General features: G+C 41.6%; 14 protein-coding genes and 1 pseudogene. 1 reads left to right on the top strand and 14 read right to left on the bottom strand.

The genetic code is table 11. The features are described 5' to 3' along the window. Positions 1-360: 360 nt before the first annotated feature. From NSS67_RS15720 to NSS67_RS15680, 9 genes and pseudogenes are all read right to left on the bottom strand, one after another. Entirely contained in the window at positions 361-927 is a 567-nt protein-coding gene (locus NSS67_RS15720; protein WP_339320392.1) for a hypothetical protein, read from the bottom strand. Between the two features lie 217 nt (positions 928-1,144). After that, positions 1,145-1,864 (bottom strand): SDR family NAD(P)-dependent oxidoreductase, encoded by a 720-nt coding sequence (locus NSS67_RS15715; RefSeq protein WP_339320391.1) that lies wholly within the window; start codon positions 1,862-1,864, stop codon positions 1,145-1,147. 153 nt (positions 1,865-2,017) lie between these two features. Then, positions 2,018-2,839 (bottom strand): ABC transporter permease, encoded by an 822-nt coding sequence (locus tag NSS67_RS15710; RefSeq protein WP_339320390.1) that lies wholly within the window; start codon positions 2,837-2,839, stop codon positions 2,018-2,020. Beyond that, positions 2,836-3,870, bottom strand: coding sequence for an ATP-binding cassette domain-containing protein (locus NSS67_RS15705; RefSeq protein WP_339320389.1), 1,035 nt, complete (start codon positions 3,868-3,870; stop codon positions 2,836-2,838). The genes NSS67_RS15710 and NSS67_RS15705 overlap by 4 nt, the downstream gene beginning before the upstream one ends. A 497-nt stretch (positions 3,871-4,367) precedes the next feature. Beyond that, positions 4,368-4,487 (bottom strand): annotated as a pseudogene (locus NSS67_RS15700) (hypothetical protein); the annotation flags it as partial. 363 nt (positions 4,488-4,850) lie between these two features. Beyond that, entirely contained in the window at positions 4,851-5,045 is a 195-nt protein-coding gene (locus NSS67_RS15695; protein WP_339320388.1) for a bacteriocin, read from the bottom strand. Between the two features lie 130 nt (positions 5,046-5,175). Then, complete coding sequence (locus NSS67_RS15690) at positions 5,176-5,508, bottom strand: metalloregulator ArsR/SmtB family transcription factor (RefSeq protein WP_339320387.1); 333 nt, start codon at positions 5,506-5,508, stop codon at positions 5,176-5,178. Position 5,509: 1 nt separating this feature from the next. After that, entirely contained in the window at positions 5,510-5,932 is a 423-nt protein-coding gene (locus NSS67_RS15685; protein ID WP_339320386.1) for an SRPBCC domain-containing protein, read from the bottom strand. Between the two features lie 257 nt (positions 5,933-6,189). Then, complete coding sequence (locus NSS67_RS15680) at positions 6,190-7,005, bottom strand: MerR family transcriptional regulator (protein ID WP_339320385.1); 816 nt, start codon at positions 7,003-7,005, stop codon at positions 6,190-6,192. Between the two features lie 114 nt (positions 7,006-7,119). Here NSS67_RS15680 and NSS67_RS15675 point away from each other — a divergent pair, with 114 nt between their 5' ends. Next, entirely contained in the window at positions 7,120-8,628 is a 1,509-nt protein-coding gene (locus tag NSS67_RS15675) for an MFS transporter (protein WP_339320384.1), read from the top strand. A 93-nt stretch (positions 8,629-8,721) separates the two neighbouring features. Here the strand turns inward: NSS67_RS15675 and NSS67_RS15670 are convergent, their stop codons facing one another. The 5 genes from NSS67_RS15670 to NSS67_RS15650 all read right to left on the bottom strand — a co-directional run bounded on the left by NSS67_RS15670 (position 8,722) and on the right by NSS67_RS15650 (position 14,746). Continuing rightward, positions 8,722-9,339 (bottom strand): glycerol-3-phosphate acyltransferase, encoded by a 618-nt coding sequence (locus NSS67_RS15670; protein ID WP_339320383.1) that lies wholly within the window; start codon positions 9,337-9,339, stop codon positions 8,722-8,724. Then, complete coding sequence (locus NSS67_RS15665) at positions 9,339-10,430, bottom strand: glycosyltransferase family 2 protein (RefSeq protein WP_339320382.1); 1,092 nt, start codon at positions 10,428-10,430, stop codon at positions 9,339-9,341. Before NSS67_RS15665 ends, NSS67_RS15670 begins: the two co-directional genes overlap by 1 nt. Positions 10,431-10,495: 65 nt before the next feature. Beyond that, positions 10,496-11,698: an MFS transporter gene (locus NSS67_RS15660; protein WP_339320381.1), complete on the bottom strand. Its 1,203-nt coding sequence runs from the start codon at positions 11,696-11,698 to the stop codon at positions 10,496-10,498. A gap of 19 nt (positions 11,699-11,717) precedes the next feature. Continuing rightward, positions 11,718-12,746, bottom strand: a complete 1,029-nt coding sequence (locus NSS67_RS15655; protein ID WP_339320380.1) for an ROK family protein — start codon at positions 12,744-12,746, stop codon at positions 11,718-11,720. Positions 12,747-12,964: 218 nt separating this feature from the next. Next, positions 12,965-14,746, bottom strand: a complete 1,782-nt coding sequence (locus NSS67_RS15650) for a methyl-accepting chemotaxis protein (protein ID WP_339320379.1) — start codon at positions 14,744-14,746, stop codon at positions 12,965-12,967. Positions 14,747-14,762 lie beyond the last annotated feature (16 nt).

Below are 14,762 nucleotides of genomic sequence, written 5' to 3'. Positions count from 1 at the left end.
GATGAATGTGAAATCACTGTACTAGAGGATTCGACAAAAGACGAAATCGACACTTCGTTACATAATAATACGTCGTGCTGATTGGCGCGCAAACGTAGCAACTTTTTGATCACCTTTCTATAATCAAATTATATGGATTATCTTCGTATTGAATCTTAATGAAATCTTAACGAATACATAAATTTTCAATGAAAACTTACAACGCTTGTTTAGTGAGAACACCCCTGACACGATGTGCCCCCTTCAAATGAAAAGCCGACGACCTAGATTGAATAGGGTCATCGGCTCTGAGAAAAAACAAGACACTTGGCGGTTTATCTACTCTTGAATAATCTTCAATGAAAGTTATTCGTCATATCATTAAGTACTACGCCGTAGTTCATAAAAATACTGCACAATGGGATGCTTTAGCTTCATCTTCTCCGACATGTTTAAAATTCGCTTTTTCCCAACTCGTCTGTCCACTAAAGCTAGAATGTTCAATAAGATATCATTGCTCTCTAGGCATTCTTCTATAGAAGTAGATAAAAACTTATTAGCTACAACGATAAAATTGGATTTATTTAATGACGCCTGGACTGTCAAAAGCTCCTTAGCAAGTACTGATATTTTCCTGCTTCTTGCAATTATTATTAAACGATCCTCCGGAACCGTTCCCTTCGTATCTTTTCTGACCGCTTCAATTTCTTCATTGCTAATAGGGATTTGGAGATCTGAATCATTTTTAATTTCCTGTTCCGTCTGATACCATCTGATCGAGTTATTTATATCACTCATATTGAGTACGTTCTTTTTATCTACGGCAATATAACAAATCCCTGATTTATCAAGTAAATAACGATAACTGGTTGCGCGGTATTCGACCCTTCCATATAACGCAGGACAGAGAAAACTCTCCAGTTGTTGCTTCAATTTGCTCCAGGACATATTTCCTCCTATTTATTAAATCACTTTGTATCTTTCATTCATTGGTGTGGGTTTATCCCTTTCTCCATTCAGCCCATCCCCGATTCTATCACAACTTTATTCACTTTTCAGCACGGCCTGACTGTCGACAGTACCTTTGACAAGAATAAGACGCTATCATCGAATAATCCATAAATAGCGTCTTTTTTAAATTTATTTGCAGGACATATAAATTTTATTATGCATTCAAATCCGTCATTGCTGGAATATGGATTTCTTTGACACAAGATGCTCTAGAGAGGTTAACCACACATTTCACAATGGAGACAATGTCCTGAACAGGAATTCTAGTGCCGTTATATTCTGCAATTGCTTTTTCCGCGCCATCCTCATAAGGAATTTCTGCTGCTAGCTCACCCGGATTCACACATGTAACTGCAATATCATCCTTACGAACATGCTCTCGTAATGCGTGAGTAATGCCACGCAGACCGAACTTGGAAGCTACAAATGATACCTGGTCGTTATTGGTATGGTCCAGTCCTGCAGTGGAACCAATTAGAATAATTTTTCCTGCCTCCGATTGGCGAAGATTAGGTAGCACAGCCTGTATGCAGGTAATTGTTGATGTTATATTCACATTAATAATGTTGGCAATGTCAGTCACTTCATCATTGTCAAACGTATAGTGGGCCTCAAAACCTTCTTTCTCCCAAATGCCCACGTTATAAACTAGAACATCGATCTTCTCTGATTGAACGCCCTTAGATAAGACTTTCGCGGCATCTGGCTGCGATAGATCTACTGCAATCCAGATTCGTTTTATGCCATCATTAAGATCTAGACTGCCCGGCTTGCTTCTGGAAACGATCCAAACTTGATCGCCAGGCTCAGGTAACCCTTTCACAAATGCATCTCCCAGACCTTTACTTGCCCCCACAATTAGATAGTTTCTCATACTGTCGCCCTTTCCATGTGCATCATTCTATTTTTTATATCATATTACCATTGAAGCAGATGAAGTAGTAGGATTTAGAAGTTGAAATTAGGCAAATAACTTTTAAAAAAGCCACTATCTATGGATTACTCCATGATAGTGGCTTTTGTTAAATTATGTTCTGCGCATATAAGCACGAACTGTAATTGGTGCAAAAATTGCAACGATGACAGCTGCTCCGATCAAAGAGATTACGAAATCCCAACCTACGGTTCCATTGTTAGTAAGCTCCCGGACGGCGGACACCAAATGTGAGATCGGATTGACTTTGACAAACCATTGTAACCAGGTAGGCATCGTATCAACAGGCACGAAGGCGTTTGACAAGAATGTGAGTGGGAACAGCACAATCATCGAGATCCCTTGTACACTTGAAGCTGTTCTTGCAATGACACCAAAGAAGGCAAAGATCCAGCTAATCGACCAAGCACAGACGATAACAAGAAGTGCCGCGATAGCGACATGCCCCAGCCCTCCCTCAGGCCGTAATCCCATAATATAGCCCATGGTGAAAGTGAGCACAGTCGCTATGGTATACCGAATCGTATCTGCTAATAGAGCACCTGCTAACGGAGCTATCCTTGCAATTGGCAGTGATTTAAATCGATCAAACACACCTTTATCCATATCCTCACGTAATTGAACTCCAGTAACGATCGAAGTAGTAATTACGGTCTGAACGAGAATACCGGGAATGATAACAGGCAAATAGCTAGCAATGTCACCCGAGATTGCTCCACCAAAGATATAGGTGAACATCAGAGTAAAAATAATAGGCTGAAGCGTAACGTCGAACAATTGCTCAGGTGTACGCCGTATTTTAAGTATACCTCTATACGCCATTGTCAATGAATTTCGTATGCTCTGTCTGAGGCTCGTATGGTTTTTCAATTGTCTTGTAGTTCCTGAGTTTATTGCAGAAGTTCTCGTACTCATACTCTTACTGCCTCCTTCTTGGTTGACTGCCCAGACGTATTAGAAGCGTCATCTGATACACCTTGACCCGTGATTGTTAAGAATACTTCATCAAGTGTTGGTTTCTGTACACTCACCTCTGCGAGTGGAATGCCTGCTTCGCGAAGAGCAATAAGTAGGTCAGTCACTAGATCCGCGTTCGCCATCGGTGCAGAAATCTGCCCTTCCTCCAAAGAAGACACATTGGATTGGACATGCAGAACATGTTCTACAAGCTGACGAGCTTGCTTGATATCCTTTAGTTCTCGGACCTTCAATAGTAAGGATGTGGTACCCACGGATGATTTCAGCTCATCCACAGTGCCCTCGGCGACGACTTGCCCACGATCAATAACGGCCACCCGGTCTGCTAGTTGATCTGCTTCTTCAAGGTACTGCGTCGTTAAAAGAACTGTTGACCCTGTTCTCACCAATCGGCGAATCGTATCCCACATCTGTGAGCGTGTACGCGGGTCAAGCCCTGTAGTTGGTTCATCCAAGAAGATCAACGGGGGTTGAGCAATGAGGCTTGCCGCCAGATCCAGACGACGACGCATACCACCAGAGAAATTTCTTAATGGACGCTTAGCCGCCTCTGTCAACCCAAACTCTTCAAGCAGTTCAGCAGCTTTTTGTCGTGATTCCGCGCGGCCTAGTCCTAACAAACGCGAGAAGATGACCAAATTTTCCGTAGCACTTAGTGACTCATCGACTGAGGCGTATTGTCCTGTCACACCAATTAATTGCCGGACAATCTGCGATTCCTTCACTACATCATGTCCGAAGATTCGCGCTGAACCTGCATCAGGGCGAAGTAAGGTCGCCAGCATCCGAATGACGGTAGTTTTCCCGGCTCCATTTGGACCAAGAACTCCATAGATCGTACCTGCTTTTACGTTTAAATTCACACCATCCACCGCGCGATTGTCACCAAATGTTTTGACCAATCCTTTTGCTTCGACTGCCCATTCATCTTGACCTGGTGTGATTATTTTTTTCTGCTCAAGTACCATTGTATTTCCTCCAACGTTTCAGTTTGTATTGTGATAGTAAACCCCATTTATAAACTGAATTTAAACGAAGGTTTAAACTGAGTTTATAATTGAGATTAGCTTTCCGTTGAAAGATATCCTGTAAATGCAGAAAAAACGGTGTAGCTCAATGCTACGCCGTTTTTTCTTTTGAAAAGTCTTCTCCCTTGTCCTTATGTTCATCTATTACCTGACCAGCAATGCGTTCGGACACCAGAACCCTTATTACCAACAATTGCGCTGTTCTGGAATGCTAACGGACTCCAGGGACTTTATCGGACTGAAAATACACAATATCGCCCCTGATTATGATGATTAACGTCTCTCGAGTCCGCAACTCGCCCAAAAAGCCTCAAAATGAGCAAATAACTGCATCTGAGTCCGAAACGAAATGCTCCGCCTCCAGATCAGTAGGTTCACTAGGTTCGTAGTTCGCTGGGACTGTACAATCCGAATTCGCACCTTGCTAGTCCAGCTCATTATAATTGCTGACTGACTAAGTAATAATACAGGCCTTTTGCCTGTAAAAGTTCTTCATGGGTTCCGCTTTCTACCACTACCCCTTGGTCGAGCACGATAATACGTATTATATGCATCAACTTGGATTCAATTAGCTTCTCACGAACGCACTCTCCTAAATCATCGAGTGTCATTCTGTTACGCTGAAGCCACTCCGTAGCCGCTGCAACTTGCAAAAGACCATTCTTTCTGCGGAAATCATCGATTCCTTGTTGCAACTCCTTTACGCTGACCTGAATGCCTTGGGATTCTGCATAACGTAAAAACTTCATTTAGGCTAATAGACTTCCCGTCTACCGTTAGTGCGACGATCGTTTCTAAAGACATAACTATAACCTCATTTGGATTTAATCTATCGAGAAGAGATACTTCGAAGAAAAAATCCCCCCTTAAAGAGCATCACGGGGTGATTGTAATTATAAGCTGAATTTGATTGAACAAATCTATCCACTGAAGATTGTTTTTCCATTTTTGAAGTCGCTTGGATTTGTAGATATCAAAGGGGCTCTATTCTTTCCTGCTCCACCAGAGACTTGCTTCATTTCTGCGTCACTAAGAGGTTTGACTTCTTCCTGCAATTCTTCCAGACGCAGCTTTTCTTCTGGTTGAGTGCTTTCTTGATTAAGCTTTTCTGACATTAAATTCACCTCCAATAATTACCTTTTAGGATAAAGGCAATTCTGAGGTTAAACAAGCAACTAAAGTTGTGTTGTCTTTTTTGCAGTTTAAAAAACCGGGAAGCGCAATAAATACGCCTCCCGGTTTTTATCACTCATCGCTATGATCTGACTCAACATATTCTTTGAGCGCACATAATTTGTTGGCCCAGTATTGTTCGAAAAAGGTGAGCCAATCCTGTAGCTCCAGTAAAGGCTCTGGCTGAAGCTTGTATCGAGTCTCCCGACCGACTTTCTGACTGCTAACAAGCTGCGCATCGAACAGAACCTGTAGATGCTTATTCACAGCGGTTCGACTGATCGGGTAGCATTCCGTAATGGATGCTATGGACATTTCCTTATTGGCAAGCAGCTTTAGCAAACTGCGGCGGGTAGGATCTGCTATGGCTTGAAATACATCATGTCCAGATTCAGCGACAGGCATATTAAGCCTCTATATAAGCAGTAAGATTTTCTTGGACGATTTTCTCCCAGCCGCTGTTCATAAAGCCACGAACAATTGGATGCGGTTGACCAAATTCAGTAACCTTTTCAGGGTCCCATCCAGAATGAATCACGGTAAACTCCGTTTTTCCATCGATTTCTTTCAATTCAAAAGCAAGATGCCAATCCTTCCCCCAATTAAAACCGACACGGTTCGGCGGATCAATCTCAGTTACTTTACAAGGGGAATCCCCGAATTGCCCAGCATGCAGGATAAACTCATGACCTACCACTGGCTCGAATGTACTTGGCATCCACCAGGCAGCTATTCCTTCAGCTGTGGCAACAGCTTTCCATACTTTTTCAATTGGCGCGTTGAGTGTAATCGTTTGACGAATGTCTTGTAGTGGTCCTTGAGTTTGCATAAATGGCCTCCAAAATTAATTTTTAAATGTAACACCTTTTGGTTTCGTTTTTATTATAACACCATTTGGTGTTATGTCAATTTAACAGATTTCCCTAATGGGTTATTTTCCGTTCTCTCCGCTGCTTTTGATTAAAAAGTTACTAAAATAACTATTCAAAAAGCACAAAACAGTGATTTCCCAAAACCAGAGAATCGCTGTTTATCTTTTTTACATCAAAAGTGAATAACACTGATCAGTTCATAGAGTTCAATTCTTTATATTTGGATCGCAATTTGAATAACGTACTTATCTGGATCCCCAACTGCTAAGTAACTAAGCAATTCATACTCATAGGCGTTTCCGGTTATAAGAAAATCATTTTCAGCAATATATGACTTTAGCTTCTCATAGGACGCAGGTAAGCTTTCGTACGAACCCTTGTGATTCATGATCAAATATTTACCCTTTGGCTTGATATAGAGTAACTCCCCTTCATGCTTATCATTGATTTTATTACAATAATAATCCGGGTCATAGACGCCTTCCTCCACACTGCTTTTACATATAATCGAACCTATAGGGAAGTCATATTCAAGATGATGTTCATCGCAATAATCGAAGATTCGATATACTTTTCGAACATGGTCCTTCTCACCTTTCTCCTTCGAAAGTCTCACCGCAATAAAATACTCTTCATCACACTCCTCGACCCAGGGTTCTCCACAATTAACATGGAGCGCGCGATTTGTATTATCTATAGCCCCTTGTAAAAGCCTCTGCATTCGCTCTAGCTTTCTTTGTTCTTCAACCAACTGCAGCTGTTTTTGCTTAAGCATGGATAAAAAATGCAATGTATTTTGATCTTTTATATATTCTTTGATCTCATTTAACGACGTTCCTGTTCCCTTCAATACAGCAATAATATCGAAGGTATAAAACTGCTTATAGGAATAATAACGATATCCGTTTTCCTTAACGATCTCCGGTTTTAAAATACCAATGTCATCATAATGGAATAACGTATGCTTCGTTACCCCGCAGACCTTAGCGAACTCACTCGTTGTAAAGTATTGATCATAATCAATAGACATTCAAATCACTCCTCTTGACTATCGGGTAACCCTATACTTCAAAGTACAATAACGGAACAACATTACCTTGTCAAGGTAACGTTATTAGCTACTATCAACTTAGGAGGATTACCCATGGTTTCATCAAATCTATCTAAACTTCAACGCTGGATCGTGCTGGCGATTGTGTCAAGCGCATTATTTATGATTGTCATCGACATGACCGTACTGTATTCGGTTCTACCACGACTAACCCATGATCTTGCTGCATCTGCTTCAGAAAAACTATGGATCGTAAATATTTATCCACTCGTAATGGCAGGATTATTACTCGGTCTAGGAACACTAGGCGATCGTCTTGGGCATAAAAAACTTTTCGTTATGGGCCTTGCCGTCTTTGGGATCGCTTCACTGATCGCTGCCTACGCGCCGACACCTCTCGTGCTTATTGCTGCGCGTACGCTACTTGCTATTGGAGCAGCCATGATGATGCCTGCAACACTCTCCATTATTCGAACTACCTTTTCGGATGAGCGTGAGCGTTCATTGGCCGTCGGTATTTGGGCATCCGTCTCTTCTGTCGGCGCAGGAATGGGTCCACTCATTGGCGGCTTATTATTGGAGCATTTCTGGTGGGGATCGGTGTTCCTCATCAATATTCCTATAGTTATTCTCGCGCTAATCTTGGCTATCTTTCTGATCCCAAATCTTAAAGGAAATAGGAATAAAAAATGGGATTTCATTGGTTCCGTTCAAATTATGATTGGTTTAGTTGGCCTTGTTTATGCCATTAAGGAGATCAGCAGACGTGAAGGCTCTTATACTATCGCTTTGTTATCTGCCATGATTGGTGTCGTAGCTATAATCTTATTAATGCTCCATCAACGTAAGAGCCAGAATCCATTAATCGATTTCGCATTATTTAAAGACTCACACTTTACAACGGGAGTGGCCACCGCTCTATTGTCTTGTTTCGCGCTTATTGGAATGGAACTGATTGTCACCCAGCGCCTCCAACTTGTTCTTGGGTATTCACCATTAGAAGCAGGCTTGTACGTTGTATTTACTTCGATAGCCTCCTTCATCTCAGGTATACTCATCGGATCCGTGTTGCATCGTGTTGATAAGGTAAAAGTACAGTGGGTCTGTCTGTTAGTGTCTGGTGTAGGAATGGGCACCCTTCTACTCTTTCATGACGGGAATATATTCTTACAGTTTGCAGCCTTAATGATTCTTGGTGCAGGGCTTGGGGGAGCGATGACTGCCGCCTCAAATTCAATCATGCTAAATGTCCCCGTCGAAAAAGCTGGCATGGCTGCATCTATAGAGGAAGTATCGTTCGAACTCGGCAGCACCCTAAGTATTACGCTTTTGGGCAGTCTTGCGTCATTCATCTATACTGCATCATTAGTTCTCCCTGATGGATTAGCAGTTCCGCCGATTGTTCGAGACAGCATTGACGAAGCTCTTCTAGCCGCAGAAAATATACCCGCCGCAGCTGGCTCCACGCTCATTGAAGCCGCACAATCAGCTTTTGATAAGTCGTTTATAGTTGTCCTTGCTACTGCAACAGTCATTCTTTTAGCTTCTGCTTTTATAATCCGTTATGTGTCAAAGCGTAAAGCCCCAATCATAGAACACTAATGTTAGAACAACGAAGCTACTGCTTCACCAATAAGGGTGCCTCAACAGCTATGCGATAGCTGCTGGGACACCCTTATTTATACCAAGCCTATATTATGTTCCTTTTCGTTCCCTTGTTGAATGTTTCCTTATCCAGCTCCATTCAAATCTGTGTGTATACGCTAGGATCACTAAGTTCCCAAACCAAACCCACAAGATAGGCGCAGACCATTTACTGATGCACAAATAGACAGAAAGCAGCAGCATTCCGCTAACCACTTGCACACCATCCGATACAGGAGATTTGCCTCTGCTTTTGTACCAGCCACTTAGCAATTTCAGTACTGCTAAAATCACTGCTAACGCTAAAGAAGCTTTGAATCCTGTCAACGCACTCCATACCCCAAAGGTTACGGCAATTGCCTTCCCACCTTTTCCTTTAAGGAAGGGAGAAAAGGCATGACCCACAATGGGTGCTAAGGCTAACAGAATAATAAGATACCCCTGACTATAATGACTTCCCATTATCCATAGAAGAGGTAGGTACCCTTTTAGAAAATCCAATACAATTCCTAAAATGCCAAATTTATAGCCTGACGACTTCCATAGATTCAAAGCCCCCGGATTACCGTCGCCAATGTTTTTCAAATTCTTTTTACGCGCCAGACCAAGCCAATAGGAAAACATAAGAGATCCCGACAGAAATAAACCCGCGACCCACAATATGATCATTAGTCCCTATGGCCTCCTACCTGGATATGCCTTCCTTTCCAGCTTACATGCCTCAGAAAAACGACCTGATACATTGAATAGAGCATGATCAAGATAAAGAAAAGGGTAGCCACCACATGAAATACAGGAATGACGATGCCAAAAATCCCTACATATTTAATAAAATAAAAGAGCTGGAACATATAAAGGAGATAACCAATAAATAATGGCAGCCCCCATGAAGTATTCGCAAATATAAACACGGTTTCTGATACGATAAGCCCGACTACCCAAAGCGCAATTGGAATAATTGTCCCCGGACTTATCGTTGAGGTGCTTAAAACAGCTCCTTTACTAAAGCCTTCAATTTCACTTTTCAATCCCTTCGGATACATGCGAAACGATACTAAGCCATACCCGATATAATTGGTGATCGGAACACCCGCCGCAATAAACTTTTCTCCTAAAGATAAATCATCCAACACTTCGGATTTAATGCTTTGATGGCCATTAACTTTCTCATAATCCTGTCTTAAAGCCAAAATACAAGAACCGTATAGCCCTTTTTTGCGGTTATTCCTTTCAAAGATCGAGGTGAACGTGAAGATCCCCAGCATATTCATGATTAAGGCCAGTTTCTCAAACAGCTTTTCTGTATGATGAAAAGGAACTACCGAAATGACACCTTTCGATAGCTCCCTCGCGTTTAATAATGAGGCCAAAGCGTTAGGCTTTAATCGGATATCCGCATCCAGAAAAGCAAAAATATCACCCGTGGCCTGTAAATATCCATTCCAGACTGCCCAGCTCTTACCTGTCCAACCTTCTGGGAGACTGCTGTTCGCAATAACTTTAACTCCATAGCTTTCGGCAATTTCTTTGGTCCGATCCTCTGAGAAGTCATCCACCACAATAATTTCATAGGGTGTGATGGTTTGAGACTGAAGCGAATCGAGCAGATAACGCAAATTATATTCTTCATTCCTTGCAGGAATGATGATGGACAATTTCTCCATTCCTTGAATAGGCTCGTAATAAGTAGTCAACGTATTCTTTCTGAACAGAATAAAACCGGAGAGACATCCAACGCCTATAACCATTAACAACCACATTTACGGTTCCCCCCTTCTATATCTATATATATGAAGGGGGAAACCGTAATATATTCATTTCAAATTCAACCTACATTTACTTTAGCTGAGTATTGATTAAGCTTTTCTGTGCATAAGAGCATGACGATAGCGAAAATAACGATCATCGCAGGGAAAATACCCAGCGTAAAATTTGAGGCCAGTAAGCCGATAAAAGGCGGCACCAGAGTGGTACCGGTATAAGCCGTTGCCATCTGAAAGCCCATAATTGACTGGGCATGCTTTTTCCCGAAACGTACAGGAGTTTCATGTAGCATACATGGGAAAATGGGAGCTAACCCCAGACCGATAATCATAAATCCTACTAGTGAAACAATAGTTGGAAATGGTAATACTAGCAGCACTGTACCCATTAAAGCAATGAGTTGACCATATCGAATTAGCTTTTTATTACTCATTCTAAACGTAATGAACCCTGTCACCATTCTACCGAAGGTAATCCCTAGATAAAAAACCGACACCCATGTCGCTGCAGTGGATGCAGGGATGTCTTTGATATTTACTAGAAAGCTACTCCCCCATAACCCCATACTCGTTTCGATGGCAGAATAAAATAAGAAGGTTAACATCGCAAGCTTAACCCCTCTTAATTTCCAAGGTTTTGTGTTCTCAGCGGCTTGCTCTAGCTCCGGATGATTGAACTCTTGATCGCTTTCAGTATTCGGGTTGCTGTTGCTTCCAGCCACTCTATCCCACAAAGGCAATGTAACGAATAGAATAACAACTAAGCTCAATTGAATGTAAGCAACCGTAAGATACCCTTGACGCCATAGACCCTCACCAGAGATAAAAGATCCCATAATAATTGGACCGAGCGTAGCGCCTACTCCCCAGAAACAATGTAACCAACTCATATGATGGGCTTTATAGTGCGTAGCCACATAACTGTTTAATCCGGCATCTACAGATCCCGCACCTAAACCGAGTGGAATCGCAGCAATAATTAGCCATACTAACGAAGGTGACCATGCAAAACCAAGTAAAGCTACAGCCGTCATAATACAGCTTACAAGGGTCACTTTCCCCGTACCAAAACGTTTAAGGATTGTACCACTCATCAAACTGGAGACAATTGTGCCTATTGCAATAACCATCGAAAGGATTCCAGCAGTACCTAATGAAGCATTTAAGTCAATTCTCATCACCGGCCATGCGGACCCAAGCAATGAATCTGGCAGTCCTAAACTAATAAATGCTAAATAAATAATAATAAGAAAAAAAGTTGCCATTGTTATCTCCTTAACTGTTCTAATCTATTTGTTGTGAAACTAATAAACCTAATCCAAGACTTTGTAATCCATTCAGATAATCATGCTTCAAGTCACTTACCGCTAACTCTGGAAGATGTTCCTTAGGAACGTATGTAGCAGTTCGATCAGCGATTAGATTAAGCATAGCTGGAGCTAATTCATCCTCACAAAAAATAATATAATGCGGATTCAAAATAGAGGTAACTGTAGCCACTAACCGACTAATTGCATCCACTCTATGATCCAACTGCATAGTTGAACCAACCTGATCTCCAGTTAATGCTTCTATGAAATTTCTATTTTCATACTGGGGTATAAATTGAACTTCTCCTGAAAAAAAGCTCTTTCCTCGAACAATTTCACCATTAACTGCTATCCCAGCTCCCGGACCATTTTTCCCTAAATACAAATACATCAGAGAAATATTCTCCTTCAAATTTCTTTGCGTCATATAGCCGATTACAGCAGCATTCATATCGTTTTCCACGATTGTCGGAATAGAGAGCTGATCTTCTATACATCTTTTCAAATCTAAATTTTGATATTTCGGATACCCTGGGATCAGAAATATCTTCCCATGTTTCACTGCACCTGGAACACCAATAGCAATAGAATGAATCTTTGGATTGGTCTTTTTTTCACCTTCAATAAGTGAGACTAGTGTACTTACATCTTCCTCAAGAATACTGGGCAAGGTTCCTTCTTTTATTACCTCACCAATGCAATTATAGATGGTATAGTTCGTTTCATTTTTTTCCAAAAAAATAGCCATCCCTAATCGATAATTCGGATTATAGGCGTATCTTATTGCCCTTCTTCCACCACTTGACTCATCAAGGCCGATGATCGTTACTTCTCCGGTCTCTTCCATCAGCATTAGAAATTTACTGATCGTTGGAAAACTGTACTGTAATCTTTGACTTAACTCCGCCTTCGTAGCTCTTCCTAATTCTAATAATGCTGTTCGAATATTTCGTATAATTTCAGATTTCATTTGCTGTGAAGGAACTCGTTTATCACTTGCCATGGCTCTCCCACCTATAGTCATACTGACTTATTAAACGCATTTAATAAGTCAGTATGACTATAGCAGGAATACTTCCTAACGACAACATAAATTAAGAAAAAATAATATAAGTACGGAATCACAGAAATATCGTATAACCGTCGACATAACAAAAAGAGGGAATAGCCCCCTCTTTAGTACTTGTATATTTCATCTTTTGCAACGCTATGTATGAACTGCTATCCCAATTTAAACTGATTTACTAAAGCTCGCATCTCATCCGAACCCTCTTTCAGCTTGCGAGCAGATGCCGCAATTTCCTCCATAGAGGAAAGCTGTTCCTCTACGGCAGCAGAGACGGTTTGTGCGGCGGACGCAGAGTGTAGTGAAACTTGTTCTACTTCCATCACCGCAGCAGATATTTGTTCGGAGCCGGTGTACATCTGCTGTGCAGCGGTTGAGGATTGTTCCACCTGATCAACGATGGCCCGGGTAGCCTGCAAAATGCGTTCAAATGCTTTACCCATATCATCAATCGCTTGAACCCCTGCTGCGACTTCATTTTGACCTTTACTCATGGAATGATGGGCATGACCTATACTCGTAATAATTTCTTCGACCATGACTGAAACCTGCTCAGCAGCTTCACTTGTTTGTCCTGCCAGTTTACGAACTTCACTAGCTACCACTGCAAATCCTCTACCTTGTTCTCCTGATCGAGCAGCTTCAATTGCTGCATTAAGCGCCAACAAGTTCGTTTGCTCGGATATTCCTTTAATGGTGCTAACAATCGTGCCTATTTGTTGAGACTGCTCATTTAAACTAGTAACAGTGATTCCTAAATTATGGACAGTATTTCTTACTGCGTTCATTTGCTCGGAAGAGTTAATGATAAGGCTATTTCCTTTATCAGCCTCTTCCAGTGTTTGCATGGACAGCTGATAAGCATGCGTAGAAGCTTCGGCTACTCGCTGAATCTCTTGAACCATCTCTTCCATCGATTGAGAAGTCTCTTGCGTTGAAGTTGCTTGTTTCTCACTGTTATTCGCCACTTCAGTCATTGATGATGAAGTCTGAACAAGTGCTTCTGTGGTTTCACCTAACGTTGAAGACAACTGTTTGGATGAAGAAGCTAGCAACTCTGAGCTTACCGTTAAATTCCCAACTAATTGTCGAATATTACCAGATAATTGATTGAAGCTGATTCCTAATTGACCAATTTCATCGCGGTTACGTACAGTAAGTTCTTCCCCACTAAGGTCACCTTGAGCGATCCGTTCAGCTTCACGAGCTATACGGATAATTGGCCTTGAAATATGTTGTGCAAATATGTATATTACAGCGATTCCGATGATAACGCATACAATCAATGTGATAATAATTCCCTTAAGAATAGTTTGTTGACCAGTATTATAGTCTCGCATATAGGAGCCTGCTGCTACGACCCAGCCCCAAGAGGACGAGAGTTTAGCGTACGATATCTTAAGCGCTTCTTCTCCTACAGCGTTTCCTGTACCATCCGATTTAGGCAATGGCCATTTATAGTAGGTAGCTCCACCACCGTTCTGCGCTGCTTTAATCAAATCCTGTATGTAATAAGTGCCGTTAGAAGTTTGTTTATCCCATATGTTGTCTCCCTCTAGTTTGGGATGAGCGAGTAACTCTCCTTTATTATCTAAGATAAAGAAGTATCCGTTTGGACCCAGATCAATCGATTGATTAATGGGTCTAGTTCCGTCCTCATTTTTGTTTCCAAGAAGTAAGGTCCGAACCTGCTCCTGTGCTTCCTCTTCAGTCAACAATCCCGATTGGACGGAAACTTCCAAATTCTCAATCAAGGCTACAGCCAGATTTACGCTTGAACTCAGTTTACTCTCAATTAGCTGATTTGTTTCTTTGACCGAGATCTGATAAATCACTGCTCCTAAGATCCCGATGGGGAGAATTAGTAGAGTGAGTGACATCAGCAGTAGTTTTTTCCGAATCGTTAATCGTAACCTAGTCCGTGTAACTTTAAGCATATACTCCACTCCGCAT

The organism is Paenibacillus sp. FSL R10-2734, from assembly GCF_037963865.1.
GTDB lineage: Bacteria > Bacillota > Bacilli > Paenibacillales > Paenibacillaceae > Paenibacillus_AQ.
This window is presented reverse-complemented; position numbering and strand designations above follow the sequence as displayed.

Bases quoted from the DNA above. Each gene is read 5' to 3' on its own strand.
- NSS67_RS15720 (WP_339320392.1), bottom strand. From the start codon at position 927: ATGTCCTGGAGCAAATTGAAGCAACAACTGGAGAGTTTTCTCTGTCCT.
- NSS67_RS15715 (WP_339320391.1), bottom strand. From the start codon at position 1,864: ATGAGAAACTATCTAATTGTGGGGGCAAGTAAAGGTCTGGGAGATGCA.
- NSS67_RS15710 (WP_339320390.1), bottom strand. From the start codon at position 2,839: ATGAGTACGAGAACTTCTGCAATAAACTCAGGAACTACAAGACAATTG.
- NSS67_RS15705 (WP_339320389.1), bottom strand. From the start codon at position 3,870: ATGGTACTTGAGCAGAAAAAAATAATCACACCAGGTCAAGATGAATGG.
- NSS67_RS15695 (WP_339320388.1), bottom strand. From the start codon at position 5,045: ATGTCAGAAAAGCTTAATCAAGAAAGCACTCAACCAGAAGAAAAGCTG.
- NSS67_RS15690 (WP_339320387.1), bottom strand. From the start codon at position 5,508: ATGCCTGTCGCTGAATCTGGACATGATGTATTTCAAGCCATAGCAGAT.
- NSS67_RS15685 (WP_339320386.1), bottom strand. From the start codon at position 5,932: ATGCAAACTCAAGGACCACTACAAGACATTCGTCAAACGATTACACTC.
- NSS67_RS15680 (WP_339320385.1), bottom strand. From the start codon at position 7,005: ATGTCTATTGATTATGATCAATACTTTACAACGAGTGAGTTCGCTAAG.
- NSS67_RS15675 (WP_339320384.1), top strand. From the start codon at position 7,120: ATGGTTTCATCAAATCTATCTAAACTTCAACGCTGGATCGTGCTGGCG.
- NSS67_RS15670 (WP_339320383.1), bottom strand. From the start codon at position 9,339: ATGATCATATTGTGGGTCGCGGGTTTATTTCTGTCGGGATCTCTTATG.
- NSS67_RS15665 (WP_339320382.1), bottom strand. From the start codon at position 10,430: ATGTGGTTGTTAATGGTTATAGGCGTTGGATGTCTCTCCGGTTTTATT.
- NSS67_RS15660 (WP_339320381.1), bottom strand. From the start codon at position 11,698: ATGGCAACTTTTTTTCTTATTATTATTTATTTAGCATTTATTAGTTTA.
- NSS67_RS15655 (WP_339320380.1), bottom strand. From the start codon at position 12,746: ATGGCAAGTGATAAACGAGTTCCTTCACAGCAAATGAAATCTGAAATT.
- NSS67_RS15650 (WP_339320379.1), bottom strand. From the start codon at position 14,746: ATGCTTAAAGTTACACGGACTAGGTTACGATTAACGATTCGGAAAAAA.